Below are 24,242 nucleotides of genomic sequence, written 5' to 3' on the forward strand. Positions count from 1 at the left end.
GGGATGCTCCCATTCCCTTTGCCGGCCGCCCAACCCCGGTCGGCCGCCCAACCCCGGCCGGGCACCCGACCCCGGCCGGCCGCCCCCATCCCCCGCCGGCCGCCCGGCCCCGCCCGGAGGCCGGACCCGTACCGTGACCCGTCACGAGCAAGGAGAGCCGATCCCATGAGCACACAGACCCCCGCCTACGCGCCGCCCGTCGACGTGGCCGCCCACGGGCCGTACGGCCCCGGCCGTCTGGACGCCTCGGCCGGCCGCCCGCTCTACCCCTTCCAGGGGCGCGTGACCGCCGACGGGTCGAGCGGCCACCCCGCGGAGCCGGGCCGCTACCACCTTTACGTCGCCTGGAGTTGCCCGTGGGCGCAGCGCGCCGCCGTCGTCCGCACGCTCGCGGGGCTCGACGACGTGGTGTCGCTGTCATACGTGGACGATGAGCGCGACGCCCGCGGCTGGGCGTTCCGCGAGCGGCGCGGCGCCGACCCCGTGAACGGCTTCCGCTTCCTCCAGGAGGCGTACGACGCGACCGAGCCCGGCTACCCCGGCCACCTGTCGGTCCCGGTGCTGTGGGACCGGGTGGAGCGGCGGATCGTCAGCAACCACTTCCCGGACATCACCATCGACCTCGGCACCCAATTCGAGCGGTGGGCCGACCCCGCCGTCCGTCTCTACCCGGAGTACCTGCGAACCGAGATCGACGCGCTCAACGAGGAGATCCTCCGGGACGTCAACTCCGGCGTCCTGGCCGTGGCCCGCGCCGCGACGCAGGAGGAGTACGAGGACCTGCGGGAGCGGGTGGTGACCGCGCTGGAGAGGCTCGACGAGCGCCTGGCCGGGAGCCGGTTCCTGTTCGGCGACCGCGTCACCGAGTCGGACGTGCGCCTGTGGGTGACACTCGCCCGGTTCGACCTCGGCTACAACCCGCACGGCGGGATCAGCGAGCGCCCGCTCACCGCGTTCCCCAACCTCTGGGCGTACGCGCGCGACCTCTACCAGCGGCCCGCCTTCCGGGAGACGACGGATTTCACGGTCTTCGGGCTGGGCGCGCCGCCCGCGATTCCGGGCGGGCCCAAGCGCATCGAGGTCGAGCCGGTCGACGCCGACTGGGACGCCCCCCACGGCCGCGCGTCCCTGGCCGTCTGATCGGGCGTGTCGCCCCTGCCGCCCGCTCCGTCCTGTTCCGGCGGCCCGCTCACGGCGACGCGGCCGCGGCGGCCGCCGCGGCTCGGTGGCGGGCGGCGCCGTCCCAGACGGCCACCCCGGCCACGACGGCCGTCGCGCACGCGGCGAGCCCGAGCGGCGGCAGCATGACGGCCGCAGGCGCGAGCGCGGCCAGCAGCAGCACCCCGGCCGTGTGCGGGACCGGCAGCCGCCCCCACACCGCCCGCTTGAACAGGGCGTGCCCCGCGAGGAACAGCGCGGGGCCGCCCAGCGTCGTCAGCGCCGCCGCCGCGGCCACCCGCCCGCCCGGGTGCGCGATCACGAGCTCGTCGGCGACGGCACACACCACGATCCCCGCGACCATCGGCAGGTGGAGGAAGGTGTACGCCGAGCGGGCCAGCCGGCCAGGGTCGGCGGAGGAGGCGATCACCCGGCTGCCCGCCTCGGCGCTGCGGCCGAAGTAGGTCCACCACAGACCGACGCTGCCCAGGAACGCCGTCACGAACGCGGCGGCCGACGCCGGCGACGGGTGGCCGCCGAACGTCGCGCCGGTCACCAGGATCGACTCGCCGAACGCGATGATGAGGAACAGCTGGCACCGCTCGGCCATGTGGGCGCCGTCGACCGACCAGTCCGTCGTCGCCGACCTGCCGAGCCCCGGCGTCACGAACCCCAGCCACGGCGCGAGCAGGTCCGCGCCCACGGCGACCGCCCACAGGAGCTCCCGCGAGGGCCCGTGGGCGAGGCAGCCGGCGATCCAGAAGACGCCCGACAGCACGGCCCAGGCGAGCACCCGCAGCAGGTTGCGCCGCAGCGGCGTGCCCGCGGGGGCGCCGACGACCGAGTGCAGCGTGCGGCCGACCTGGATGACCACGTAGGCCGTCGCGAACATCGGGCCCTGCGCGCCGAACGCGTCGGGGATCGCCGCGGACATGAGCAGGCTCGCGAGCATGACGCCGACCAGCACCAGCCGCACCGACGGCCGGTCGGGGTCGAACCAGTTGGTGTGCCACGCGGTGTAGACCCACGCCCACCACACGGCGAGCAGCAGCAGGAGCGTCTGTGCCGCGCCGTGCCAGGACAGATGGCCCAGCAGCAGGTGCGACAGCTGGGTGACCGCGAACACGTACACCAGGTCGAAGAACAGCTCGGTGAACGTGACGCGCTGGCCCTCCGCGCGCGAGCGGAGCAATCCCGTCCGGACGACCGTCACGGCTGTCCAGGGTAGGGATCTTCCGTACGGGTGGGAAGCCCCGGGACGCGCTCGTGCCCGCCTCCGGAGCGTGGAGGCGGGCACGACCGGCCGGTCAGTTGCTGGAGAGGAACTGCTGGGCGAGCTGGTTGCCGAGGGTGACGGCCTGGCTGTGGTTCTCGATGGTGGAGACCTTGGTGCCCGAGCCGGTGAAGACGATGTACGTCACACCGCTGTCGGTGCCGCCGGTGCTCGGGTCGGGGTCGATCCCGAGGTCGGAGGCCGTCTTGTAGGAGGCCTCACCGATGATCTGGGTGGGCCCGGTGTCTCCCACGACCGCGTACTCGATCTTGCCGTTGTAGATGACGGCCACCACCGATCCGCAGCCGATGCCCACACTCGTGTACTTCCAGATGCTGCTGGTGCTCGGCACCACCACGTACGGCAGGCCGGCGGCGTTCAGCGGGGAGTCGCCGCTCGTGTGGCACGCGGTGTCCGCCTGGAAGCAGCAGTCGGTGTTCTCGTTGCACTGCGTGGTCCGGACGCCGTCGCAGTCGATGTCCATGTCGGCCTTCCAGAAGACCGCGCCGGTCTTGCCGCAGACCGGGACCGTGGCCGTGCTGACGTCCTCGTCGGTCTTGTACTTCCCGCTGGAGATCTGCGAGCAGCTCGTCACCTTGGCCAGGAGCTGGTCGGCGGTGACGGTGCCGCCCCCGCCGCCGGTCACCACGTCGATCTTGTCGACGTTGGGGCCGCCCTCGGAGCCGGTCGCGGTGGCGCGGATCGTGTTGGACCCGGCGTTGAGGTTCGCGGTGACCGAGGTGGTCGTCCAGGTGTCCCAGTTCGTCGTGGGGTTGAACGCCTTGCCGCTGCTGACGACCGTGCCGTTCACGGCGACGTTCATCGGCCGGTTGGCCGTGGTGCCGTTGGCGTACCGGAACGTGATCGTGGCGCTCCCGGCGGCCGAGGCGGTGACGGTCCACTGGATGTACCCGCCGGCCGTGTTGACGTAGTCGACGAAGCCGGAGCCCGTGTAGCCGGTGTGATTGGTGGCCACGTTCGCCTGGGACAGCGTCGCGCTCTCGGCCTGGTACTCGGTCGTGGCGGCGCTCACGGGACCGGCCATGGCCAGCCCTGCGACCGCGACGGCCAGGCTCACGAGCACGGATGCGAAGCGGGGGGCTCTTCGCATCGCTCACCTCCCTGAAAGTTAGGAAGCCTTCTTAACAATTGGCGGTAACGCTAGGCCCAGTCAGCGATGTGGTCAAGAGGGGGCAAAGGTGAGAGGAAGGAAATATCTTGATATATCAGCGTTCCGTGGATACCTTCGAGCAGATGAGACCGGAAGAGCTGCGCAGTCATCGCTGGTACGGCACCGACAGCCTGAGGTCGTTCAGCCATCGGGCCCGGACCCGGCAGCTGGGCCTGTCGGCCGAGGAGCATCTGGGTAAGCCGGTGATCGGCATCCTCAACACGTGGAGCGAGCTCAACCCCTGCCACATCCACCTGCGGGAGCGGGCCGAGGACGTGCGGCGCGGCGTGTGGCAGGCGGGCGGCCACCCGGTGGAGCTGCCGGTCATGGCCGTGGGGGAGACGTTCCAGAAGCCCACCGCGATGCTGTACCGCAACCTGCTCGCCATGGAGACCGAGGAGGTCCTGCGGTCCTATCCGGTCGACGCCGCCGTCCTGATGGGCGGGTGCGACAAGACGACGCCCGCGCTGCTCATGGGCGCGATCAGCGCCGACCTACCCTCGATCTTCGTGCCGTGCGGGCCCATGCTGCCGGGCGACTGGCGCGGCCGGCGGCTCGGCAGCGGCAGCGACATGTGGAAGTACTGGGCCGACCGGCGCGCCGGACTCGTGACCGACGAGGAGTGGCGGGAGATCGAGGAGGGCATCGCCCGCTCGCCCGGCCACTGCATGACAATGGGGACGGCGTCCACGATGACGTCGGTGGCCGAGGTCCTCGGCATGACGGTGCCGGGCGCCGCCTCGATCCCGGCCGTCCTGTCCGCGCACAACCGGATGGCGGCCGAGAGCGGGCGCACCGCCGTCCGGCTGGCCTGGGAGGACGTGCGGCCGTCCCGGCTGCTCGACGAGCGGGCCTACCGTGACGCGCTGACCGCGGTGCTGGCCCTCGGCGGCTCGACGAACGCGGTCATCCACCTGATCGCCATGGCGCGGCGCAGCGGGGTCGCGCTCACGCTCGACGACTTCGACGAGGCGTCCCGCCGGGTGCCCGTCCTCGCCGACGTCCGGCCCACCGGCGCGTTCCTGATGGAGGACTTCCACCGGGCCGGCGGGGTGCCCGCGCTGCTCCACCGCGTCGCCGACCTGCTGCACCTCGACCGGCCCACGGTCGCCGGGCACGGGGTCGCCACCAGGGAGCCGTACGACGACACGGTGATCAGGCGCAGGGACGACCCGCTGTCGCCCGAGGGCGGCCTCGCCGTGCTGCGTGGCAACCTCGCGCCGGACGGCGCGGTGATCAAGCACGCGGCCGCGGAGCCGCGCCTGCTGCGGCACACGGGCCCGGCGATCGTCTTCGACGGCCACCGCGACCTGCTGGCCCGGATCGACGACGTGCCCGCCACCCCCGGCAGCGTGCTCGTGCTGCGCGGGGCGGGCCCGAAGGGCGGCCCCGGCATGCCCGAGCACGGGATGCTGCCGATCCCCGACCGGCTGCTCAAGCAGGGGGTGCGCGACATGGTGCGGATCTCCGACGCCCGGATGAGCGGCACCAGCTACGGCGCCTGCGTGCTGCACGTGGCGCCCGAGTCCCACGTGGGCGGCCCGCTCGCGCTGGTCAGGGACGGCGACCCGATCACCCTCGACGTCGGGGCGCGCCGGCTGACACTGGAGGTGTCCGATGAGGAGCTCGACCGGCGACGGCGCGGCTGGACGCCGCCGCCCCCGCACCACAGGCGGGGGTACGGCGCGCTCTTCGACGCCCACATCCTGCAGGCCGACCAGGGATGCGACTTCGACTTCCTGGAGGGCGCCGGCGGGCCTGAGCCCGAGGTCGACTGAGGCCGCGATACCTGGCCGCGCCGCGGACTTGGTATATCAGTACGCATGACCGCTGAGCACATCCTGCAGCCGGTGGCACGGTCCACCACCCGTACCGACCTCGTCGCCGACTCCATCCGGGCCGCCATCCTGTCCGGGCGGATCCGGCAGGGGGAGACGCTGGTCGAGCGCCGCCTGGCCGAGCAGCTCGGGGTCTCCAAGACGCCGGTCAGGGAGGCCCTGATCGGGCTCGCGGCCACCGGGCTCGTCGTGATCAGCCCGAACCGGGGCGTGACCGTGCGCGTGGTCGGTCCCGACGACCTCCGCAAGGCGTACGAGGTCCGGCTGCTGCTCGAGCCCTGGGCGATCGGGCGCGCGGCGAGGACCGGCGGGCCGGAGGCGGGCCGGCACGCGAGGGCCGCCCTGGAGGAGGCGAAGGCGCTGCTGGAGGGCTCGGACATGACCGCCCTCAGCCTCGCCAACCGGCGCTTCCACCGGGAGCTGTACGCGCGCTGCGGCAACGACCTGGTCGTCACCCAGCTCGACAACCTGCAGGACCTGGCCGCGCTCGGCACGGTCACCGTGCTGTGGCGGCACTGGCCGACGTGGCGGGAGGAGTACCAGGAGCACGAGGCCGTCCTGTCCGCGGTGGAGAGCGGTGACGGCGCGCTCGCGGAGCGCCTGACCCGCAGGCACATCAGGCGCTCCGTCGTGCACCTCTCCAAGCGTCTGTGACCCCCGCCCCGCCCGGGGCGGGGGTCACAGACCTAGAGTTGGGCCGGCGAGAACGACCAGATCCCGCGCCCGTGGGTGGCCGCGTAGACCCTGCCGTCGGCGGCCGAGTACTCGACGTCCGTCACCGCGGTCGTGGGCAGGCCCGCGCCGAGCCGGGACCACGTAGTGGTGCCGGCGGGGCGGTAGACCGTCCCGAGGTCGGTGCCGAGGACCAGCCCCCCTCCGGGCAGGATGGTCAGCGCGTTCGCCGGCACGTCGGGCAGGTTCGCCGAGACGTCCTTCCAGGAGGCCCCGGCGTCCGTCGACTCGTAGACGTGGCCGACGCCGGCTCCGGGACCCTCGGTGAACCGGCGGGAGAAGCCGTTGATCGCGACGTACACGTGCCGGGCGTCGGAGGGGTCGGCGGCGAAGCCGGAGATGAACCGGTTGGGCAGCACCGACCCGTCGGCCGGCAGCGCGAGCTGGTGCCAGCTCGCCGGGTCGTCGTACCGGCCGACGGAGATGCCGCGGGCGAAGCCGGCGTTGTTGCAGGGGCCGCACCACCCGACATAGGCCGTGCCCTGCGACATGGCCACCGCGGTGGCGGTGCGGCCGGCGCCGAGGTCGAAGAGGTTCTTCCACTGCTTGCCGTCGGTGATGCCGAAGCCGAGCGTGTTGATCCACACGTGCTGACCGCCGGCGATCCACCGCCCGACGTCGGTGACGTCCTTGCCGAAGGGGGCGATGAACCGCGCGGGCTCGTCTCCGGGAGCGTTGGTGTACGGCTGGATGTTCTTCGACGTCGCGTGCTCCTCGTCGACGGCGCCGGGGTTGACGTTGCAGTTGAGGGTCACCCGCATCGCCAGGTTGGTGTACTCCTGCACCTGACGGCAGCCGTTGGCGGGGTCGGCCATCGAGTCGCCGCCGTCGCCCCCGAAGTTGGAGCCCATCACGGTGTCCCCGGGGCGGAGCACGGACACGCCGTTGTCCTGCAGGCCGCCCGAGACGGCCACACCGTTGCCGTCCCTGCCGACCGCGACGGCGTAGTACTGCAGGGCGTCCATGGTGCCGTCGGACAGGCTCTGCCAGTCGGTGGCGTTGCCGTGCGCGTTCAGGGTGCCGCGCAGGGGACGGCGGTAGACGCCGCCGTCGTTGCCGACGTAGACGTAGGTCTTGCCCTGGAAGGATCCGATGGCGACGGAGTGCTGGTCGGAGTGCGAGGTCTTCGGGCAGGTGTTGGACGCGTCACTGACGGACCAGCAGTCGAAGCCGAAGTTCCAGTAGGGGCCGACCGTCTTCCAGGTCGAGCCGCCGTTGGTGGTCTCGTAGACCTCCTCCAGGCCCGCGTAGACGTGCTGGGAGTCGGCCGGGTCGACGATGAGGAACTGGTTGTACCAGGCCTGGATGCCGGGGCCGTACCCCTTGCCGCTCTCGGCCTGCTTCAGCGCGGAGCCGGAGTTGCCCAGCTTCGTGGTGTCCGCGATCTTGTTCCACGGCCCGGACGGCGACCCGTTCCGGGAGACGTAGATGCCGTCGAGGTAGCTGTTGACCGTGCCGACGGCCTTGTTCAGCAGTTTCGGCGACTGGTTGATCGCGTACAGCGTCTGCCCGTCGGAGCTGTAGGCGAAGGTCACGTAGCCGACGTCGTCGGCGGGCAGCGCCCCGCCCGGGTTGACCTTGTGCCAGCTCGACGGGCCCTGGGTGTAGTCGGAGGTCTCGTAGAACCCGTTGTAGGTGTCGCCGCTGCGCCAGCCGATCGCCGCGATCACGTGCCTGGGGTCGCGCGGGTCGATCGCGATGTCGTTGGCGATGTTCTTGTAGGGGGCGTTCGGGTCGCTCGCCTTGGCGCCGCCCGCGAGGTAGTCGGGGTTCGGGGTGAACTCCTGGTGCCAGGCGCCGGACGCGGTGGCGGCGTCGTGGCTCCACACCCCCGAGCTCGTGGCGACCCAGACCTTGCCGCCGCCGAAGCGCATGCCCCGGATGGTGGTGCTCTCCAGCTCGCTGCCGCCCACGCGGCTGCTCGGCGTGAAGGTTCCGGTGACGGGGTCGGCGAGGCGGTACACGCCCGAGCCCACGAACGAGGTGGCGCCGGTGTTGCCCTCGCCGGTGGCGTACCAGAGGGACCCGTCGGCCGCGAGCGTGAGGTTCGCGGACGACAGGCTCGGCAGCCCGTCGGCGATCGGGGTCCAGTTGCCGCCGCCCGTGGACGACCGCCACACGCCGCCGTCCGCCCCGGCCGCGTAGACGTGCCCCTTGTCGTCGGCGGCGAGACCGGTCACGCGCCCGGTCACCAGCCCCGAGCCGCCCGAGGAGTTCGAGGCGAAGTCGCGGTAGCGGGGGTCGTCGGAGTCGTACTTGATCTTCGTGACCTCCGCCCAGGAACCCTTCGTCGCGGGCAGGCCCTGAAGCTGGGTGTAGGCCGCGCCGTACGCGCCGGGGGCGACGACGCCCGGCGCCGTGCGCGCCTGAGCCCATTGCGCCGCGATCGTGGAGGCCTCGAACGCCTCCTCGCCGGCCTCGGACGGGTCTTCCCCGGCCATCATCTCCATGCGCTCCCTGGCCTGCATCGGCAGACCCGCGCCGGGCTCCTTCCTCAGTCCGAGCTCCTCCAGCAGCTCATCGCCGCCGGCCACCAGAGTCCCGCCCGCCCCGAGGACCAGGACCGCGGTAGCGGCCGCCAGCCATCGGGAACGTGCGGTTCTTAATGCGAACACGTGACAGCCCTCCGGGCTTTGCTCCGACCCCCAGTGGTGCGGGGGTATCGATCCGATTAATCCGTTACATCCGCCGGAGATCGAGGGGTCAAAGCGTCACAGGTTTGCATCGGGCTGGACAAGAAAGTCAGACCGCGAGAAATCCTCCGGCTTCCGGTCGCCGCGCACCAGCGGCGGCGGCTCGGCCCGGCGGCTGCGGGCCGCCGTCGCCGCCGCAGGGCCGAGCCGGCGCTCCTACAGGTCGGCGGCGAGCGTGCGCAGGATAGCGGCCACCTCCTCGCGGCCCCGCTCGGGCAGCTCCGAGATCGGGGGGCGGACGGCCCGGTCGCAGACGCCGAGCTGCGCGAGCGCCTCCTTGATGACCGACACGTTGTGCTCGCCGCCGTTCCTGGCCCGCATGTCCTCGATCGGCTTGAGCCGCCGCCACAGCTCCAGCGCCTTGGCCCGGTCGCCCGACCGGAGCAGGTCGAGCAGTTCGAGCGACAGCCGGGGCGCGATGACGGCCAGGCCCGAGGTGAAGCCCTCCGCGCCCCCGGCCCAGAAGAACGGCGCCCAGGCCTCCGCCAGCCCGCACACCCACACCGGGCCCTCGACCTCGGCGGCGAGGGCGGCGAACCCCACCGGGTCGGGTACGGCGTACTTGATCCCCACGACGTTCGGGCAGGCGCGGACCAGCTCGCCGACCGCCGCGGCGGTGACCGCGGGGGAGCGCACGTAACAGACCACGCCACGGTCGGGCACGGCCTCGGCGACCTCCCGGTGGTAGGCCGTCCAGCCCTCCTCCGACTGGTACGGGTGGACCGGCTGGTGCACCATCACGCCCTCGCATCCCAGCCGGGCCGCGTCCCGGGCCAGCCGCACGGCGCGTCCCGTGTCGTGCCCGACGCCCGCGACGAGCACGGCGTCCGGGGCGGCCTCCCGGGTGAGGGCCACGGCGCGGGCGATCTCGTCGTCGCCGAGCGCGTAGAACTCGCCCGTGTTCCCGTTCGGCGTGAGGGCGGTCACGCCGCCGCGCACGAGGCGGCCGACCGCGGCGGCGAAGGCCGGCTCGTCGATCCGGCCGCCGGGCCCGAACGGGGTGACCGTCACCGCGACGACGGATCGCAGGGCCTGCCGGACTGCATCGATCATGGGGAACCTCCTCAGGGCTGTGGTATCTGGTATATCAGCATGCCGTCATCTTGACCTATTGACATGTTTCTCAAAGGTTTCCACCATGGGTCCACTATGGAAGGGCGCGCGGGAGGTCACGCGAGCGGTCACGAATCCACGCCGTGGCCGCCTTCGCCGGTGTCTCGCCAACCACCGTCTCCCGTGCCCGCCCTTCCAGGGCCCGCGCGCGCCGCACCCGGCCGCGCCGGCCCGTGGGGCGCCGGGCGGACCGGGTGCCGACCCGGCCCGGCCGTCCGGTCGCCCGCCCGCGGGCGGCGTCCCCGCCCATCGTCGTCCCCGCCGCCCCCGCCGCCACGGCGCCGGGGGATCCAGGTCCCCGGCGGGACACGTGTTCTCACCCCACGGAAGGCCCGCTCAGCGGGCACGAGGAGGACCGCACCCCCATGAGACACTCCCGCCTCGCCGTACTGGCGCTCGCCGGGCTGCTCGCCGCCTGCGGCGCGCCGGACCAGGGCAAGGCCTTCGTACCCGAGCCCCCGGCCGCCGACGTCGTGATGCCGTCCGAGCCGGTGACGCTCAACATCGTGGACGTCGCCGGCAACCTGCAGCTCACGCAGCAGATATTCGAGAACTACAAGGCCCAGCACCCGAAGGCCGTGAGCAAGATCACCTACACCAAGGTCACGGCGCCGGAGCTGGCCGGCAAGGTGAAGGCCCAGCAGGACGCGGGCCGCCTCGACATCGACCTCGTCCTCACCGGCACCGACGGCCTGTCGGCCGGCCTGGAGCAGAACCTGTGGGTCGACCTCCAGGGCAGGTACGCCGACAAGACACCCAAGCCCGACTACCTGGAGCCGGCGGCCAAGATGGCCGAGCTGGCCCAGGGCCGGGGAGTCGTCGTCACCTACTACCCGTCCGGGCCGCTCATCGAGTACAACCCGGCGACCGTGCCCAACCCGCCGAAGACCGCCGAGGAGCTGCTGGCCTGGGCGAAGGCCCACCCCAAGAAGCTGGAGTACGCCCGGCCGGCCAACTCAGGGCCCGGCCGCACGTTCCTGATGGGCCTGCCGTACATCCTCAAGGACTCCGACCCGAAGGACCCGGTCAACGGCTGGTCGAAGACCTGGCGGTACCTCAAGGACCTGGGCCAGACCATCGAGTACTACCCGAGCAAGACGTCCCAGACGATGAGCGAGCTCGGCGACGGCACCCGTGACATCGTCATCACGACGACCGGCTGGGACATCAACCCCCGGGTCCTCGGCCAGGTGCCCAAGGACTACAGGGTCCAGAGCCTGGAGGGCTTCACCTGGGTGACCGACGCGCACTACGCGGTCGTGCCCAAGGGCGTCTCGGGCGCCAAGCTCGCCGTGATCCTCGACCTGCTGAAGTTCGCCCTCACCCCCCAGCAGCAGGCGATCACGTACGACAAGGGCTACTTCTACCCGGGCCCAGCGGTGCAGGGTGTGACGCTCGGCATGGCCCCGCCGGACAGTCAGCAGGCGATCAGGGAGTACGGCCGGCCCGAGTACGACCGGCTCATCGAGGACAACCCCAAGGCCGTCCCGCTCGACGCGAAGCTCATGGTCACGGCGTTCGACACGTGGGACAAGGAGATCGGGGGCGACAAGGTGAAGACGTCGTGAGCCACTCGGGCGTCCTTCCCGGCAAGCTGCGCGGAGGCTTCCGCGAGCTGCGGATGGAGGGGGTGACCCGGCGGTTCGGCCAGGCGGTCGCGCTCGACCGGCTCGACCTGACGATCGAGGGGGGCGAGTTCCTCGCCCTCCTCGGCCCCTCGGGCTGCGGCAAGTCCACCGCCCTGAACTGCCTGGCCGGGCTGCTGCCCCTGTCGGACGGCGGCATCTGGCTCGACGACGAGCGGATCGACGGGCTCCCGCCGGAGCGGCGCGGGTTCGGGATGGTGTTCCAGAACTACGCGTTGTTCCCGCACCTGTCGGTGCGCCGCAACGTCGGCTTCGGCCTGGCCGTGCGGCGGCTGCCGAAGGCGGAGATCGCCCGCCGAGTCGACGAGGCGCTGGCGCTGGTGGAGCTGTCGGAGCACGCCGGCAAGCTGCCGGGCCAGCTGTCCGGCGGTCAGCAGCAGCGGGTGGCCATCGCGCGGGCCGTGGTGCTGCGGCCCCGGCTCGTGCTGATGGACGAGCCGCTGTCGAACCTCGACGCCAAGCTGCGCCTGCAGATGCGCACCGAGATCCGGCGGCTGCACCAGTCCCTCGGCCTGACGACGGTCTACGTGACCCACGACCAGGAGGAGGCGCTCGCGCTGGCCGACCGGATCGTGGTGCTGCGCGGCGGGCTCGTCGAGCAGGTCGGCTCGCCCGAGGAGGTGTACACCTACCCGGCGAACACCTACGTCGCGGGCTTCATGGGCTACCGCAACCTGCTCGACCTGCCCGTGGCGGCGCACGACGGCGCCCGGGTGATCCTCGCCGAGCCCGGCATGCGGCTGACCGGCCTGGCCCAGCGCGGCGGCCGGGCAGGCGGGGCGAGGGCCGTGGCCGCCGTCCGGCCGCACGACTTCCGGCTCGGCTCCGGCCGCGACAACGCCCTACAGGTGCGGGTGGAGGTGGTGGAGTTCCACGGGCGGGAGGTGGCCGCCGAGGGCGTCACGGAGACGGGCCGGGTGGTGCACGTCCGTCTGCCCGAGCGCGTCGCCCCGGGCGACCGGATCGACCTCACCGTGCCCGTGGAGCGCGTGCTGGTCTACCCCGTCGACGGCCCGGCCGCGGACCTGGGGGAGGTGCCCGAGTGACGACCGGCCTGCGGCACCGGCTGGCCGAGCGCGGGGTGGACCGGGTGCTGCTGCTCCTGGTCCCCGCCGTGCTCACGCTGGTGCTGCTGTTCCTCTATCCCATGCTCTACGGCGTGGGCCTGTCGCTCCAGCCCAGGACCGGCGGGCTGCTCGACAACTACCGGGCGTTCTTCGCCGACCCCTACCAGAGCGGCACGATCGGCAAGACGATGCGGCTCGCGCTGCCGGCCGCGCTGATCAACGTCGGGGCGTCGGTGCCGATCGCGTACCGGCTGCGGGGCAGGTTCCGCGGCAGACGGCTGCTGACGGCCATCCTGGTGCTCCCGGTGACGCTCGGGACCGTGCTCGTGGCCGACGGCCTGCTGCGCTACCTCGGCCCCAAGGGCTGGTTCAACCGCGTGCTCATGGCGATCGGCCTGGTGGACGAGCCGGTCCGGCTCATCTACAACTACTGGGGCGTGCTGTTCTCCCTGGTCATCACCGGCTTCCCGTTCGCCTTCCTGCTCGTCCTGTCGTACATGTCGGGCATCGACCCGACGCTCGAACGGGCGGCGGCGACCCTGGGGGCGGGGCCGTGGGAGCGGGTCAGGCGGATCACGCTGCCGCTGCTCGCGCCGGGGCTGGCCACCACGTTCGTGCTCGCCTTCGTGCTGGCGTTCTCGGTCTTCCCCTCGGCGAACCTCGTGGGCGAGCCGGCCAACGAGACCCGGGTGATGGCGATCGCGGCCTACGACGCGGCGTTCGAGAAGTACGACTACTCGATGGCCTCGACCGTCGCCGTCCTGATGGGCGTCTTCGAACTGGTCGTCATCGCGCTCGTCCTGCTCTGGCGCGGGCGGCTCTACACCGGCTCGACGGGAGGCAAGGGCGCATGAGCGTGCCGATCAGAAGGCCACGGCGCCGGGGCGGGCCGTACGCCTGGATCGTCTGGGGCGGCGTCGCCTTCTTCCTGGTCAACCTGCTGGCGCTGATCCTGTCGGTGGTCGTCGACTCGTTCGCGACCAGCTGGTTCGGCGACTGGCTGCCGCGCGGCTTCACCATGCGCTGGTACGCCGAGGCCTGGGACGAGTTCGGCCTCGGCGACGTGCTCCGGGTGACGCTCGTCGTCGCGCTGGCCGTGGTGCTCGTCGCGCTGGCGCTCGGCGTCCCCGCGGCGTACGCGCTGGCGCGGCGGACCTTCCCCGGCAAGCGGCTCGTCCTGCTGCTCCTGCTGCTGCCGGTGCTGCTGCCGCCCATCACGTACGGCATCCCGCTGGCGACCGTGCTCTACAAGTTCCAGCTCGCGGGGAGCATGGCCGGGGTGATCGCGGCCAACCTGGTGCCGGCGCTGCCGTTCGTGGTGCTCGTCATGACGCCGTTCATCGAGCAGATCGACACGACGATCGAGTCGGCGGCCCGGATGTGCGGGGCGGGCACCCGGCAGGTCTTCCTCCGCGTGCTGGTTCCGCTGCTGGTGCCGGGCATCCTCGCGGCGGGGATCCTGGTGCTGGTGCGCACGGTCGCGATGTTCGAGCTGACGTTCCTCGTGGCCGGACCGGACAGTCAGACGCTCGTCGTCGCGCTGTTCAGCGCGGCGTTCACCCCCGGCATCCGGGCCGCCCAGGCGATCGACGCGATGGCCGTGGTCTACACGATGCTGTCGGCGGCGTTGCTGGCGGTGGCCCTCATGTTCGTCAACCCGACGCAGATCGTGGCGCAGGTCAAAGAGACGCCCGTCGATTGACAGTGATCTCTGACTCCATGAACTGGTGAAATGACAAATTAATCCTGGAATGTCTTGACTTGAATGGGCGCGGACCCCTATCTAAGAGGAGGCATAGACGGCTGATCACAATGGCGGCACACATGACAACCGACTCCGGCGCGGACAATCCTCGTCACGAGTACCGAACGATGCAGGCCGAGGCGTTCAATCGCATCGGCGCCCGATATGACGAGGCGTTTCCGCACAAGGAAGGACAAATCGCCGCCGGTGAGTGGATGATCAAGCAGCTCAAGCCCGGTGCCCGCGTGCTCGATGTCGGCTGCGGCACCGGGTCGCCCACGGCCCAGCAGTTCGCCGACGCGGGCTGCGAGGTGACGGGCATCGACATCTCCCCGGTCATGCTCGACCTGGCCAGGAAGAACGTCCCGGTCGGCACCTTCCTTGAGTTCGACGTGCTCGACGTCGACGCGTCCCTGGGCGTGTTCGACGCCGCCACCGCGTTCTTCAGCCTGCTCATGCTGCCGCGCGCCGACATCGCGGCGGCGCTCGGCAGGCTGCACTCGGTGCTCGCGCCGGGCGCCCTGTTCTCGCTGAGCATGGTGGAAATCGACCTCGACGACGTGCCATTCCAGTTTCTGGGCGCGCCGGTGCGGGTGACCGGATATCTGCGCGACGAGTTGCGGGAGGTCGTCGAGGCCGCCGGTTTCAGCGTGCTGTCGGAGAATCACATTTCGTACGCCCCCGCGACGACCCAGGCGCCACCCGAAATCCAGCTCTTCTTCAATTGCCGTCGCGATCAATTCTGAGAGGTTGCCCACCCGTGTCGTGGGACGGGGAAACGCTCGACCTGCTGGGGTACCTGAGCGAGGCGGCCCAGGCCATCGGTGACAGCCCGAGCCCGGAGGAGGCGGCCCGGGTGCTGTGCGAGGCCGCCGTACCCCGGCTGGCCGACGCGGCGGCCGTGTACGTGGACGGCGGCGTGCGGCACCGGGTGGACCGCGCCGGGCGCCTGCCTCCGCGCTGGCACGACGACCGGCGGCGCGGCCCCGCCCGGCTCGACGACCACCTCATCGCCGTTCCCCTGCGCGCGTACGGCAAGCCGGTCGGCTGCGTGGTGCTGGCCAGGGACCGGCGGCGTCCTGCCTTCGCGGACGCCGACCTGCTGGCGGCCGCCCAGCTCGGCGTCCCGGCCGCGCTGACGATCTTCCACGGCCACCGGCACCGGCAGCAGGTCGAGGCCGTGGAAATCCTCCAGCGGGGGATCAGGCCGGGCGCCCCGCCCGTGCTGCCCGGGCTGGAGATCTCGTTCCGGTACGAGCCGGCGGCCGAGCGGGTCGGCGGCGACTGGTTCGACGTGATCCCGCTGCCCGGGAGCCGGGTCGCGCTGGTGGTGGGCGACGTCATGGGCCACGGCCTGCCCGCCGCCGCCGTCATGGGCCAGCTCCGCACCGCCGTCCAGACGCTCGCCTCGCTCGACCTGCCGGCCGAGCAGGTGCTCCACTCGCTCGACGAGATGGCCCAGCGCCTCGCCGCGCAGACGCTCACCACCTGCGTCTACTGCGTGTACGACCCCGTGCTGCGGCGCTGCACGATCGCGAGCGCCGGCCACCTGCCGCCCGTCCTCGTACGGCCGGACGGCGGGGCCGACCTGCTGTCGCCGCCCCGCTGCCCGCCCATCGGGCTCGGGCGCACCCCGTTCGAGACGATGGAGATCGCCGCCGAGGACGGCAGCATGCTCGTGCTGTACACCGACGGCCTGGTGGAGCAGCGCGGGCAGGACATCGGCCAGAGCGTCGAGACCCTGCGCCGCCGGCTCGCCGGGGGCGCCCACGTCGAGGACCTGTGCGACGACGCGCTGTCCTCCGGCCGGTCGGACGACGTGACGCTGCTGGCCATCCGGTTCCGGGGCATCCCCAGCGGGCACGTGGCGCAGTGGATGATGGAGCCGCAGCCGGCGACGCCGGGCCGGGTGCGGGGCCTCGTCCGCCGGACACTGACCTCGTGGGGCCTGGAGCCGATGACCCCCGTGGCCCAGCTCCTCGCGTCCGAGCTGGTCACGAACGCGGTGCGGCAGACCTCCCGGCCCATCACTATCCGGCTGCTGCGCACCGACGCGCTGCTGTGCGAGGTCAGCGACGACGACCACCGGCTGCCGATCCTGCGCGAGCCCGGCGTGCTCGACGAGGACGGCCGGGGCATGTACCTGGTCAGCCAGCTCGCCGAGCGCTGGGGCACCAGCCGGGTGGCCGGCGGCAAGACCGTCTGGTTCTCGATGCCCATCCCGGCGGGGCTCGCGGCCGCCCGGTCCTGATGCGTTGACGGCGGAGGGGCAGGCGCGTAGGTTCCGATACCGACTGGTCGGTTTGGAGGGGTCATGCGGGTTGAGGACAAGGTCGTCGTCGTGACGGGCGCCGCGGGCGGCATCGGGCGCGCCCTGGCTCTGCGCTTCGCCGCCGAAGGGGCGGCCGGCGTGCTCGTGGCCGACCTCGACGAGGCCGGCGCCGCGGCGGTCGCCGCCGAGATCGGCGAGCGCGCCCTCGCCGTACGGGCCGACGTGACCGTCGAGGACGACGTCCGCGCGCTCGTGGACGCGGCCGAGCGGGACCTCGGCCCGGTGGACCTGTTCTGCTCCAACGCCGGCGTCATCACCGGCCACGGCCTGGACGCCTCCGACCTCGACTGGAGCGCGACGCTCGCCGTCAACACGATGGCCCACGTCTACGCCGCGCGCGCCGTCGTGCCCCGGATGGTCGAGCGCGGCGGCGGATATCTGCTGAACACCTGCTCGGCCGCCGGGCTGGTGAGCTGTCCCGGCGACGCGCCGTACGCCGTGAGCAAGGCGGCGGCGATCTCCTTCGCCGAGTGGGTGGCCATCCACTACCGCGCCAGGGGCATCCGCGTGAGCGTGCTCTGCCCGCAGGGCGTCCGCACCCGGATGATGGAGCGGGGGCTGGAGGAGGACCACGTCACCGCGCGCGCCGTCGCCTCGTCGGGCGCCGTGCTCGACCCGGCCGAGGTGGCCGGCCACGTCGTCGAGGGCCTGGCCGACGAGCGCTTCTACATCCTGCCGCACCCCGAGGTGGCCGGATTCCTGGCCCGCAAGGTGGCCGACCCGGACCGCTGGCTGGACGGCATGTCCCGGTTCGTCGAGTCGCTCACCTGACGCCGAGCGGGATCGCCCAGCGGCGACCCATCCGGAACGGACGGACCCTGCCGAATCAGGCACCTTACGTTAATCGTTCGTTCTCTTGTATGGTTCGCCTTTATGACGGTAGGTTGTGCGCGATGATCGCACCCAGGACCCCGACCACCGCCGACGAGCTGCGCGGCGCCGGCCTGCGCGTGACGGCCGCCCGCGTCGCACTGCTCGAGACCGTCCGGCACGGTGACCACCTCGACGTCGACGCGATCGCGTCCGGGGTGCGCGACCGCGTCGGCCACGTCTCCCTCCAAGCCGTGTACGAGGCCCTCCACGCGCTCTCCGCGGCGGGACTCGTCCGCCGCATCGAGCCGGCCGGCAGCCCGGCCCGGTTCGAGGGGCGCGTCGGCGACAACCACCACCATGTGGTGTGCCGGTCGTGCGGCGCCGTCGCCGACGTCGACTGCGCGGTCGGTCACGCCCCCTGCCTGACGGCGTCCGACGACCACGGCTTCTCGATCGAGGAGGCCGACGTCATCTACTGGGGCCTGTGCCCCGGCTGTTCCACCGCCCGCGGTTGACGAGCCGCGTGATCCACCTCTTTCAGAAGGATTCCCATGTCTGAGAACCATGATGCAATCGTCACCGACCCGAAGACGGAGGGCGAGGGCGGCTGTCCCGTCGCGCACGGGCGCGCCGCGCACCCGACTCAGGGCGGCGGGAACCGTCAGTGGTGGCCGGAGCGGCTCAACCTGAGGATCCTCGCCAAGAACCCCGCCGTGGCCAACCCCCTCGGCGAGGAGTTCGACTACGCCGCGGCGTTCAACAGCCTCGACCTCGCGGCTGTGAAGCGTGACATCGCCGAGGTGCTGACGACCTCCCAGGACTGGTGGCCGGCCGACTTCGGCCACTACGGCCCGCTGATCATCCGGATGGCGTGGCACAGCGCGGGCACGTACCGCATCAGCGACGGCCGCGGCGGCGCCGGGGCCGGTCAGCAGCGCTTCGCCCCGCTGAACAGCTGGCCGGACAACGGCAACCTCGACAAGGCCCGCCGCCTGCTGTGGCCGGTCAAGAAGAAGTACGGCCAGAAGATCTCGTGGGCCGACCTCATGATCCTCGCGGGCAACGTCGCGCTGGAGTCGATGGGCTTCACGACCTTCGGCTACGCGGGCGGCCGTGAGGACGTCTGGGAGTCGGAGGAGGACGTCTACTGGGGTCCTGAGACCACCTGGCTCGGCGACGAGCGCTACACCGGCGACCGCGAGCTCGAAAACCCCCTCGCCGCGGTCCAGATGGGCCTCATCTACGTCAACCCGGAGGGCCCGAACGGCAACCCGGACCCGCTGGCGTCGGCCCGCGACATCCGTGAGACGTTCCGCCGGATGGCGATGAACGACGAGGAGACGGTCGCCCTCATCGCGGGCGGTCACACCTTCGGCAAGGCCCACGGCGCAGGCCCGGCGGACAACGTCGGCGCCGACCCCGAGGCTGCCCCGATCGAGCAGCAGGGCTTCGGCTGGAAGAACAGCTTCGGCACCGGCAAGGGCGCCCACGCGATCACCAGCGGTCTCGAGGTGACCTGGACGCCCACCCCGACCACGTGGGACAACTCCTTCTTCGAGATCCTGTTCGGCTACGAGTGGGAGCTGTTCAAGAGCCCCGCCGGCGCCCACCAGTGGCGGCCGAAGGACGGCGCCGGGGCGGGCACCGTCCCCGACGCCCACGACCCGTCGAAGAGCCACGCCCCGACGATGCTGACGACTGACCTGGCGCTCCGGTTCGACCCCGTCTACGAGCAGATCTCGCGGCGCTTCCTGGAGAACCCGGACGCGTTCGCGGACGCCTTCGCCCGGGCGTGGTTCAAGCTGACCCACCGCGACATGGGCCCGGTCGTCCGCTACCTCGGCCCCGAGGTCCCGAGCGAGGTGCTGCTGTGGCAGGACCCGCTCCCGGCGCGGACGTACGAGCTCGTGGACGCCGACGACGTCGCCGCCCTCAAGGGCCGGATCCTCGCCTCGGGCCTGACCGTGTCCGAGCTCGTCTCCACCGCGTGGGCCTCGGCCTCGTCCTTCCGCGGCAGCGACAAGCGCGGCGGCGCCAACGGCGCCCGAATCCGCCTGCAGCCGCAGAGCGGGTGGGAGGTCAACGACCCCGACCAGCTCGCCGCGGTGCTGCGCACCCTTGAGGGGATCCAGCAGTCGTTCAACGCCGCGCAGACCGGCGGCAAGCAGATCTCGCTCGCCGACCTGATCGTGCTCGGCGGCTCCGCCGCCGTCGAGAAGGCGGCCAAGGACGCCGGCTTCGACGTCGAGGTCCCCTTCACGCCGGGGCGTGTGGACGCGTCGCAGGACGAGACCGACGTGGAGTCGTTCGCCGCCCTGGAGCCGGCCGCCGACGGCTTCCGCAACTACTACGGCAAGGGCAACCGCCTTCCGGCCGAGTACCTGCTGATCGACCGGGCCAACCTGCTGACCCTCAGCGCCCCCGAGATGACGGTCCTCGTCGGCGGCCTCCGCGTCCTCGGCGCCAACCACCAGCAGTCGAAGGTCGGCGTCCTCACCGCGACCCCGGGCACCCTGACCAACGACTTCTTCGTCAACCTGCTCGACATGGGCACGGAGTGGACGTCGGCGTCGGAGGACCAGACCACGTTCGAGGGCCGCGACGCGGGCACGGGCGAGACCAGGTGGACCGCCAGCCGCGCCGACCTCGTCTTCGGCGCGAACTCCGAACTGCGCGCGCTCGCGGAGGTCTACGCGAGCGACGACGCCAGGGAGAAGTTCGTGAACGACTTCGTCGCGGCGTGGTCCAAGGTGATGGACCTCGACCGGTTCGACCTGGTCTGATCGATCACCCCGTCCGGGCCGGCCTCGTCAGGCCGGCCCGGACGTCTGTCCGGGGGCCGGACGCGGGTGGATCTTTGGTGATATCTTCGGCGTCGCCGTGTGCCACTGCGAACTGAGGAGGTGAGACCGATCAACGCTGTGACAGGTCGGGGCTCCCTCCCTCGCATGGCCTAGGGAGCGCCCGCAGAAGGCATCCCGAAAGGCTCGAAACGCTATGCGCTTCACCTCTGAGACGTTGTCGGACGGCGTCCGCGAAAGGCTCTTCACCCTCGGCGAGATTCCCGGCGTGCTGTGGACGCCGGAAGGTGCCGCCGGCACTCGTCCCCTCATCGTCATGGGACACGGCGGCGGCCAGCACAAGAAGGCCCCCGGCGTCGTGGTCCGTGCGCGCCGGTTCGTGACCGAGTGCGCTTTCGCGGTCGCGGCAGTGGACGTGCCCGGCCATGGCGACAGGCCGAAGGACGAGGAATACGACCGGATCGCGACAGAGATCCGGGCGCGCGTGGACGCCGGGGAGGATCCGGCCCCGCTGATCGCCGTCTTCCAGGCGCTCGTGGCTCGCCAGACCGTCCCGGAATGGCGGGCCGTCCTCGACGCGGTCCAGGACCTCGAGTACGTCGGTGCTGGTCCGGTCGGTTACTGGGGTGTGTCGTTGGGGTGCGGACTCGGGGTTCCGTTCGTCGCCGCCGAACCCCGGGTCCGCGCGGCGGTGCTGGGGTTGGGCGGGGCGACGGCATCAGCGGAGGCCGCCACCCGGGTCACCGTCCCGGTGGAGTTCCTCCTGCAGTGGGACGACGAGCGGGTGCCGCGGGCCCAGGGCTTGGCGCTGTTCGACGCCTTCGCCTCAGCCGAGAAGACCTTGCACGCCAACCCCGGCAGGCACGGGGAGATCCCGGCATACGAACTGGACAGCACGCTGCGGTTCTTCGCCCGGCACCTCGGCTGCACAGGGTGAACGTCGCCTGACGCGATCAGCAGCCGCTCTTGGCGCACTGGCCCTCGACGACGCCGCCGGGGCCGTCGGCGGGGGCCTGCGCGCCGGACGAGCCGCCGCCCTGGGGCTTGCCGGCGCCGCCGCCGTTCGACGTGCCGCTCTTCGTCCCGCTCTTCGTGCCGCCGGTCCCGGAGGAGCCCGAGGACCCGGATGAGCCGGAGCCGGTCGAGCCGCCGGACCCGCCCGCACCCGTCCCTGTGTCGCCGCCGGAGGCGTCCTGGCCCGTGCCGTCGCCGCCTCCGCCGCCCGTGGCGCCTGCGTCGTCCCCGCCGTCGCCGGGCTGGTCGCCCGCGCCGTCCTGGGGTCCGGCCTGATCGGCCCCTCCCTGCCCGGCGTCGCCGGCGGGGGCTCCGGCGTCCTGGCTCGCGGCCGGTCCCGGGCCGCCCTGCGTGGGACCGCCGGAACCCTTGGCGAGCACGAACCCGGCGCCGCCGGCGACGAGCAGCGCCACCAGCGCGGCTCCCGCGATCACGGCCTTCTTCGTGGTGTTCCCGGAGCCGCTCCGGGAAGCGCCGGCGCCGCTGTCGAGGATCTCCTCCTGGCGGAAATCGGGCCGGCTCGTCGGGGGGTGGACGTCCCCTTGCATGTGGAAACAACTCCCTGCGGTCGTTTAGGGGGAAAGCTCCTCGGCTTCCGCGGGTGGTTGACCACCTTAACCACTACATTGGACAAACCGCACAATCTTCCATCAATAATCACGAATCTCCCAGACATGCAGGTCGGCGCGCGAACGTCCGGCGGTACGCCGAGGGGGAGGTGTGCATCGCCCGCGTGAAGTGGTGACGGAACGTCACCGGGGTCTCGAAGCCGACCGTGGCCGCGACCTGCTCGACCGGGACGGCCGTGGTCTCCAGCAGGGGCAGGCTGGCCGCGATCCGCTGCGCGATCACCCAGCGGACGGGGCTGGTGCCGATGATCGGCGGCTTCGAGTACTGGGCCCGGGAGGGCTTCGCCGTCGTGACGGCGTCCGGCGGCGAGCGGCGCCCGCCGGACCCGCTGACGGCCCCCGCCGCCGCCGTCTCCTGCGGCTGCTGACCCGTCGTCCGCTCGGTTACGCTCTCGCGCCGGACGTCCTATACACTGGCCGGGCGCCGCTGCGGTGGCGTGACCAAGGGGCTATAGCGCAGCTGGTAGCGCACCTCCATGGCATGGAGGGGGTCTGGGGTTCGAGTCCCCATAGCTCCACCCTTCGCGGACCCGTCCGGTCCGCTCACCCGATCACCGTCAGCGGCCCGCACCCGCACGCGGGCCGCAGCAGGAGCCCGACGTCGAGCCGGACCAGCGGCCACACCACCGCCACCGGCCGCCACTGCGGTTCCACGACCGCCAGCACGGGTTCCTCGAACGGCGTTGGGGTGGGACTGGGCGTCGGAGTGGCCGCCGGGGTCGGCGTGGGCCGTGGCGTGGGCCGCGGCGTGGGCCGTGGTGTGGGCCGCGGCGTCGGGGCGATCACCGTCACGTTCTGGGTGATGTTGCAGACCCGGCTCCTCCGGCACAGGGCGTTCTGGACGCTCGTCACGCCGTCCGCCGCCTCGGTCGACGTGTGCTGGTAGCCGCGGTTGTTCGTGGGGCTCTTCACCGACAGGACGCTGCGGTTGCGCCGGCCGTTGCCGCTCGTCACCGTGTCGTCGCCGGGTGGGTCGGCGCGCAGCCGCCCGTGTGCCCGGGCGGCCCGCTCGCGGTCGGTGCCCGCGGCCGCCGGGAGCGGGTCCAGGGCCGCGAGGAACACGGCCGAGGCGGACGCGCCGATGAGAGACACCAGGGCCAGGGTTCTCATGCCCCCCGCGCCGCCAACGAGCCGAATTGTCATTCTTCGTCGCCCCCTGCCGAATCCTGATTAGTCCGGACGTCGTTCTCCGTCCGTACTGCTTGCTCAGGATAATCGGGGGCCGGGCGCAACCCGCGCCACCGGAGGACGGGGCGCGGGTTATTGCCGGAGTATTGCCAACGGCAGCGTCAATAACTGCTCGGACCGGACCGATCGGACAATTGTCAGTTTCGGCTCACCGTCCACTGGCTCTGGTTGACCTTGCAGAGCTTGTGCCGCTTGCAGTTGACGTTCTGCGTGTTGGTGCTGCCGTTGTTACCGGTCGAGACCTCCTGGATGCCGTCGACAACGGTGGGCGTGTCGATCGCGAAGTTGTTCTGGTTGTGCTTGCCGTTCCCGGCGTTGATGGAGATCTTCCCGCTGTTGCCGGAGCTGGCGGTGTCGCCGTGGCGGCCGTGGTGGCCACCGCCTGAGCGGGCGGACGCCTCCGTGGACAGCGCGGCCGTCGCGATGGCGACGACGAGGGCGGTCAACGCCGACCGCAGGGCGATCGCTCCGATACTGGCGAGCGGCTTACCCGCACGGCGACGGCTCATCTCGGTGCACCTGCCTAGCTTTCCACACTGGACGTCCGTTTGATTGGACATAAACGACGTCCACCTCCATACCCTGCTTTCGGGCCGCGGTCCCGGCCGATACGGCAGGCGGCGCGGATAATTACCCCTCCTTTGTCGTGCGGCGGAATTCGGGCGCATCACGATGCCGTTCTCCAGTGGAAATCCGGTCCATCGGCATTCGGGCGCCCGCCGGACGGCCCGAGGCGGCGTACATGAACGTGACCGGCGGGGGTAGGGGCGAACGCCATGAAACGGATCCTGCAGCTCGTCGTCACCCGATGGCTCGCCCGCACGCCGCTCGGACTGGTCGTGCTGGGCATCGGCTGGCTGGTCATGCGCAAGCGGCGCGGCGCCCAGCGGCCCGGCACGGCCGAGGCGTTCCGCGAGCCCGGCCGCAGGTCGCGCACCCCGTACGCCTCGCGCGGCCCGTCCGGTCGCGGCCGCCGCTGACCGCCCCCGGACCCCGGCCCGCCCCGGAGCGGGCGCGGGACCCGGCCGGC

Annotated in this window: 23 protein-coding genes and 1 tRNA gene; 16 read left to right on the forward strand and 8 right to left on the reverse strand. The window is 71.9% G+C overall.

All coding sequences use genetic code 11. The features are described from left to right. Positions 1–165: 165 nt before the first annotated feature. The gene (locus tag Mco01_RS04385; RefSeq protein WP_204055604.1) at positions 166–1,140 is read left to right on the forward strand and encodes a glutathione S-transferase C-terminal domain-containing protein; all 975 of its coding nucleotides are present in this window, start codon (positions 166–168) and stop codon (positions 1,138–1,140) included. Between the two features lie 49 nt (positions 1,141–1,189). On the opposite strand, the gene Mco01_RS04390 is transcribed toward Mco01_RS04385, so the two are convergent. Both Mco01_RS04390 and Mco01_RS38905 read right to left on the reverse strand, forming a co-directional pair. Continuing rightward, positions 1,190–2,371, reverse strand: coding sequence for a low temperature requirement protein A (locus tag Mco01_RS04390; RefSeq protein ID WP_204055605.1), 1,182 nt, complete (start codon positions 2,369–2,371; stop codon positions 1,190–1,192). Positions 2,372–2,465: 94 nt separating this feature from the next. Then, complete coding sequence (locus tag Mco01_RS38905; protein WP_239103332.1) at positions 2,466–3,542, reverse strand: glycoside hydrolase family 75 protein; 1,077 nt, start codon at positions 3,540–3,542, stop codon at positions 2,466–2,468. Positions 3,543–3,685: 143 nt separating this feature from the next. Between Mco01_RS38905 and araD the strand changes: the two genes are divergently transcribed. Both araD and Mco01_RS04405 read left to right on the forward strand, forming a co-directional pair. Continuing rightward, entirely contained in the window at positions 3,686–5,380 is a 1,695-nt protein-coding gene (araD, locus tag Mco01_RS04400; RefSeq protein ID WP_204055606.1) for an L-arabinonate dehydratase, read from the forward strand. A 45-nt stretch (positions 5,381–5,425) separates the two neighbouring features. Beyond that, entirely contained in the window at positions 5,426–6,094 is a 669-nt protein-coding gene (locus Mco01_RS04405; RefSeq protein WP_204055607.1) for a GntR family transcriptional regulator, read from the forward strand. 32 nt (positions 6,095–6,126) lie between these two features. On the opposite strand, the gene Mco01_RS04410 is transcribed toward Mco01_RS04405, so the two are convergent. Together Mco01_RS04410 and Mco01_RS04415 are read right to left on the reverse strand one after the other, a co-directional pair. Further along, positions 6,127–8,787 carry a WD40/YVTN/BNR-like repeat-containing protein gene (locus Mco01_RS04410; protein ID WP_204055608.1) on the reverse strand — a complete coding sequence of 887 codons (2,661 nt, stop codon included), beginning with the start codon at positions 8,785–8,787 and terminating at the stop codon, positions 6,127–6,129. Positions 8,788–9,021: 234 nt separating this feature from the next. Beyond that, positions 9,022–9,918, reverse strand: a complete 897-nt coding sequence (locus Mco01_RS04415) for a dihydrodipicolinate synthase family protein (RefSeq protein ID WP_204055609.1) — start codon at positions 9,916–9,918, stop codon at positions 9,022–9,024. A gap of 425 nt (positions 9,919–10,343) precedes the next feature. Between Mco01_RS04415 and Mco01_RS04420 the strand changes: the two genes are divergently transcribed. The 10 genes from Mco01_RS04420 to Mco01_RS04465 all read left to right on the forward strand — a co-directional run bounded on the left by Mco01_RS04420 (position 10,344) and on the right by Mco01_RS04465 (position 21,318). After that, positions 10,344–11,546 carry an extracellular solute-binding protein gene (locus Mco01_RS04420; RefSeq protein WP_204055610.1) on the forward strand — a complete coding sequence of 401 codons (1,203 nt, stop codon included), beginning with the start codon at positions 10,344–10,346 and terminating at the stop codon, positions 11,544–11,546. Next, positions 11,543–12,670 carry an ABC transporter ATP-binding protein gene (locus Mco01_RS04425; protein ID WP_204055611.1) on the forward strand — a complete coding sequence of 376 codons (1,128 nt, stop codon included), beginning with the start codon at positions 11,543–11,545 and terminating at the stop codon, positions 12,668–12,670. The genes Mco01_RS04420 and Mco01_RS04425 overlap by 4 nt, the downstream gene beginning before the upstream one ends. Next, positions 12,667–13,545, forward strand: coding sequence for an ABC transporter permease (locus tag Mco01_RS04430; protein WP_204055612.1), 879 nt, complete (start codon positions 12,667–12,669; stop codon positions 13,543–13,545). Before Mco01_RS04425 ends, Mco01_RS04430 begins: the two co-directional genes overlap by 4 nt. Then, a complete protein-coding gene (locus Mco01_RS04435; RefSeq protein WP_204055613.1) occupies positions 13,542–14,393 on the forward strand; it encodes an ABC transporter permease in 852 nt (283 codons plus the stop codon). Before Mco01_RS04430 ends, Mco01_RS04435 begins: the two co-directional genes overlap by 4 nt. Before the next feature lie 122 nt (positions 14,394–14,515). Beyond that, complete coding sequence (locus tag Mco01_RS04440) at positions 14,516–15,181, forward strand: class I SAM-dependent methyltransferase (protein ID WP_239103333.1); 666 nt, start codon at positions 14,516–14,518, stop codon at positions 15,179–15,181. Between the two features lie 14 nt (positions 15,182–15,195). Further along, entirely contained in the window at positions 15,196–16,686 is a 1,491-nt protein-coding gene (locus Mco01_RS04445) for an ATP-binding SpoIIE family protein phosphatase (protein ID WP_204055615.1), read from the forward strand. Positions 16,687–16,749: 63 nt separating this feature from the next. Next, entirely contained in the window at positions 16,750–17,538 is a 789-nt protein-coding gene (locus Mco01_RS04450; RefSeq protein ID WP_204055616.1) for an SDR family oxidoreductase, read from the forward strand. 122 nt (positions 17,539–17,660) lie between these two features. Next, entirely contained in the window at positions 17,661–18,095 is a 435-nt protein-coding gene (locus tag Mco01_RS04455; protein ID WP_204055617.1) for a Fur family transcriptional regulator, read from the forward strand. Positions 18,096–18,131: 36 nt separating this feature from the next. Beyond that, positions 18,132–20,363, forward strand: coding sequence for a catalase/peroxidase HPI (gene katG / locus Mco01_RS04460; protein ID WP_204055618.1), 2,232 nt, complete (start codon positions 18,132–18,134; stop codon positions 20,361–20,363). Positions 20,364–20,577: 214 nt separating this feature from the next. Next, positions 20,578–21,318 (forward strand): dienelactone hydrolase family protein, encoded by a 741-nt coding sequence (locus Mco01_RS04465; protein ID WP_204055619.1) that lies wholly within the window; start codon positions 20,578–20,580, stop codon positions 21,316–21,318. Positions 21,319–21,334: 16 nt separating this feature from the next. On the opposite strand, the gene Mco01_RS04470 is transcribed toward Mco01_RS04465, so the two are convergent. Beyond that, entirely contained in the window at positions 21,335–21,943 is a 609-nt protein-coding gene (locus Mco01_RS04470) for a hypothetical protein (RefSeq protein ID WP_204055620.1), read from the reverse strand. 109 nt (positions 21,944–22,052) lie between these two features. Beyond that, a complete protein-coding gene (locus Mco01_RS04475; protein WP_239103334.1) occupies positions 22,053–22,247 on the reverse strand; it encodes a helix-turn-helix domain-containing protein in 195 nt (64 codons plus the stop codon). On the opposite strand from Mco01_RS04475, the gene Mco01_RS40060 reads away from it, so the two are divergent. Both Mco01_RS40060 and Mco01_RS04485 read left to right on the forward strand, forming a co-directional pair. Further along, the gene (locus Mco01_RS40060; protein ID WP_307825562.1) at positions 22,171–22,392 is read left to right on the forward strand and encodes a hypothetical protein; all 222 of its coding nucleotides are present in this window, start codon (positions 22,171–22,173) and stop codon (positions 22,390–22,392) included. The genes Mco01_RS04475 and Mco01_RS40060 overlap by 77 nt on opposite strands. 77 nt (positions 22,393–22,469) lie before the next feature. After that, positions 22,470–22,542, forward strand: a tRNA-Ala gene (locus tag Mco01_RS04485). Positions 22,543–22,567: 25 nt separating this feature from the next. On the opposite strand, the gene Mco01_RS04490 is transcribed toward Mco01_RS04485, so the two are convergent. Together Mco01_RS04490 and Mco01_RS04495 are read right to left on the reverse strand one after the other, a co-directional pair. Further along, a complete protein-coding gene (locus Mco01_RS04490) occupies positions 22,568–23,134 on the reverse strand; it encodes a hypothetical protein (RefSeq protein ID WP_204055621.1) in 567 nt (188 codons plus the stop codon). A gap of 215 nt (positions 23,135–23,349) precedes the next feature. Then, complete coding sequence (locus Mco01_RS04495) at positions 23,350–23,721, reverse strand: hypothetical protein (protein WP_204055622.1); 372 nt, start codon at positions 23,719–23,721, stop codon at positions 23,350–23,352. A gap of 267 nt (positions 23,722–23,988) precedes the next feature. Here Mco01_RS04495 and Mco01_RS04500 point away from each other — a divergent pair, with 267 nt between their 5' ends. Further along, on the forward strand, positions 23,989–24,192 hold the full coding sequence (locus tag Mco01_RS04500) for a DUF6203 family protein (protein WP_204055623.1): 204 nt from the start codon (positions 23,989–23,991) through the stop codon (positions 24,190–24,192). Positions 24,193–24,242: the final 50 nt, after the last annotated feature.

The sequence above is a fragment of the Microbispora corallina genome, from assembly GCF_016863035.1.
In the GTDB taxonomy this organism is placed as follows: domain Bacteria; phylum Actinomycetota; class Actinomycetes; order Streptosporangiales; family Streptosporangiaceae; genus Microbispora; species Microbispora corallina.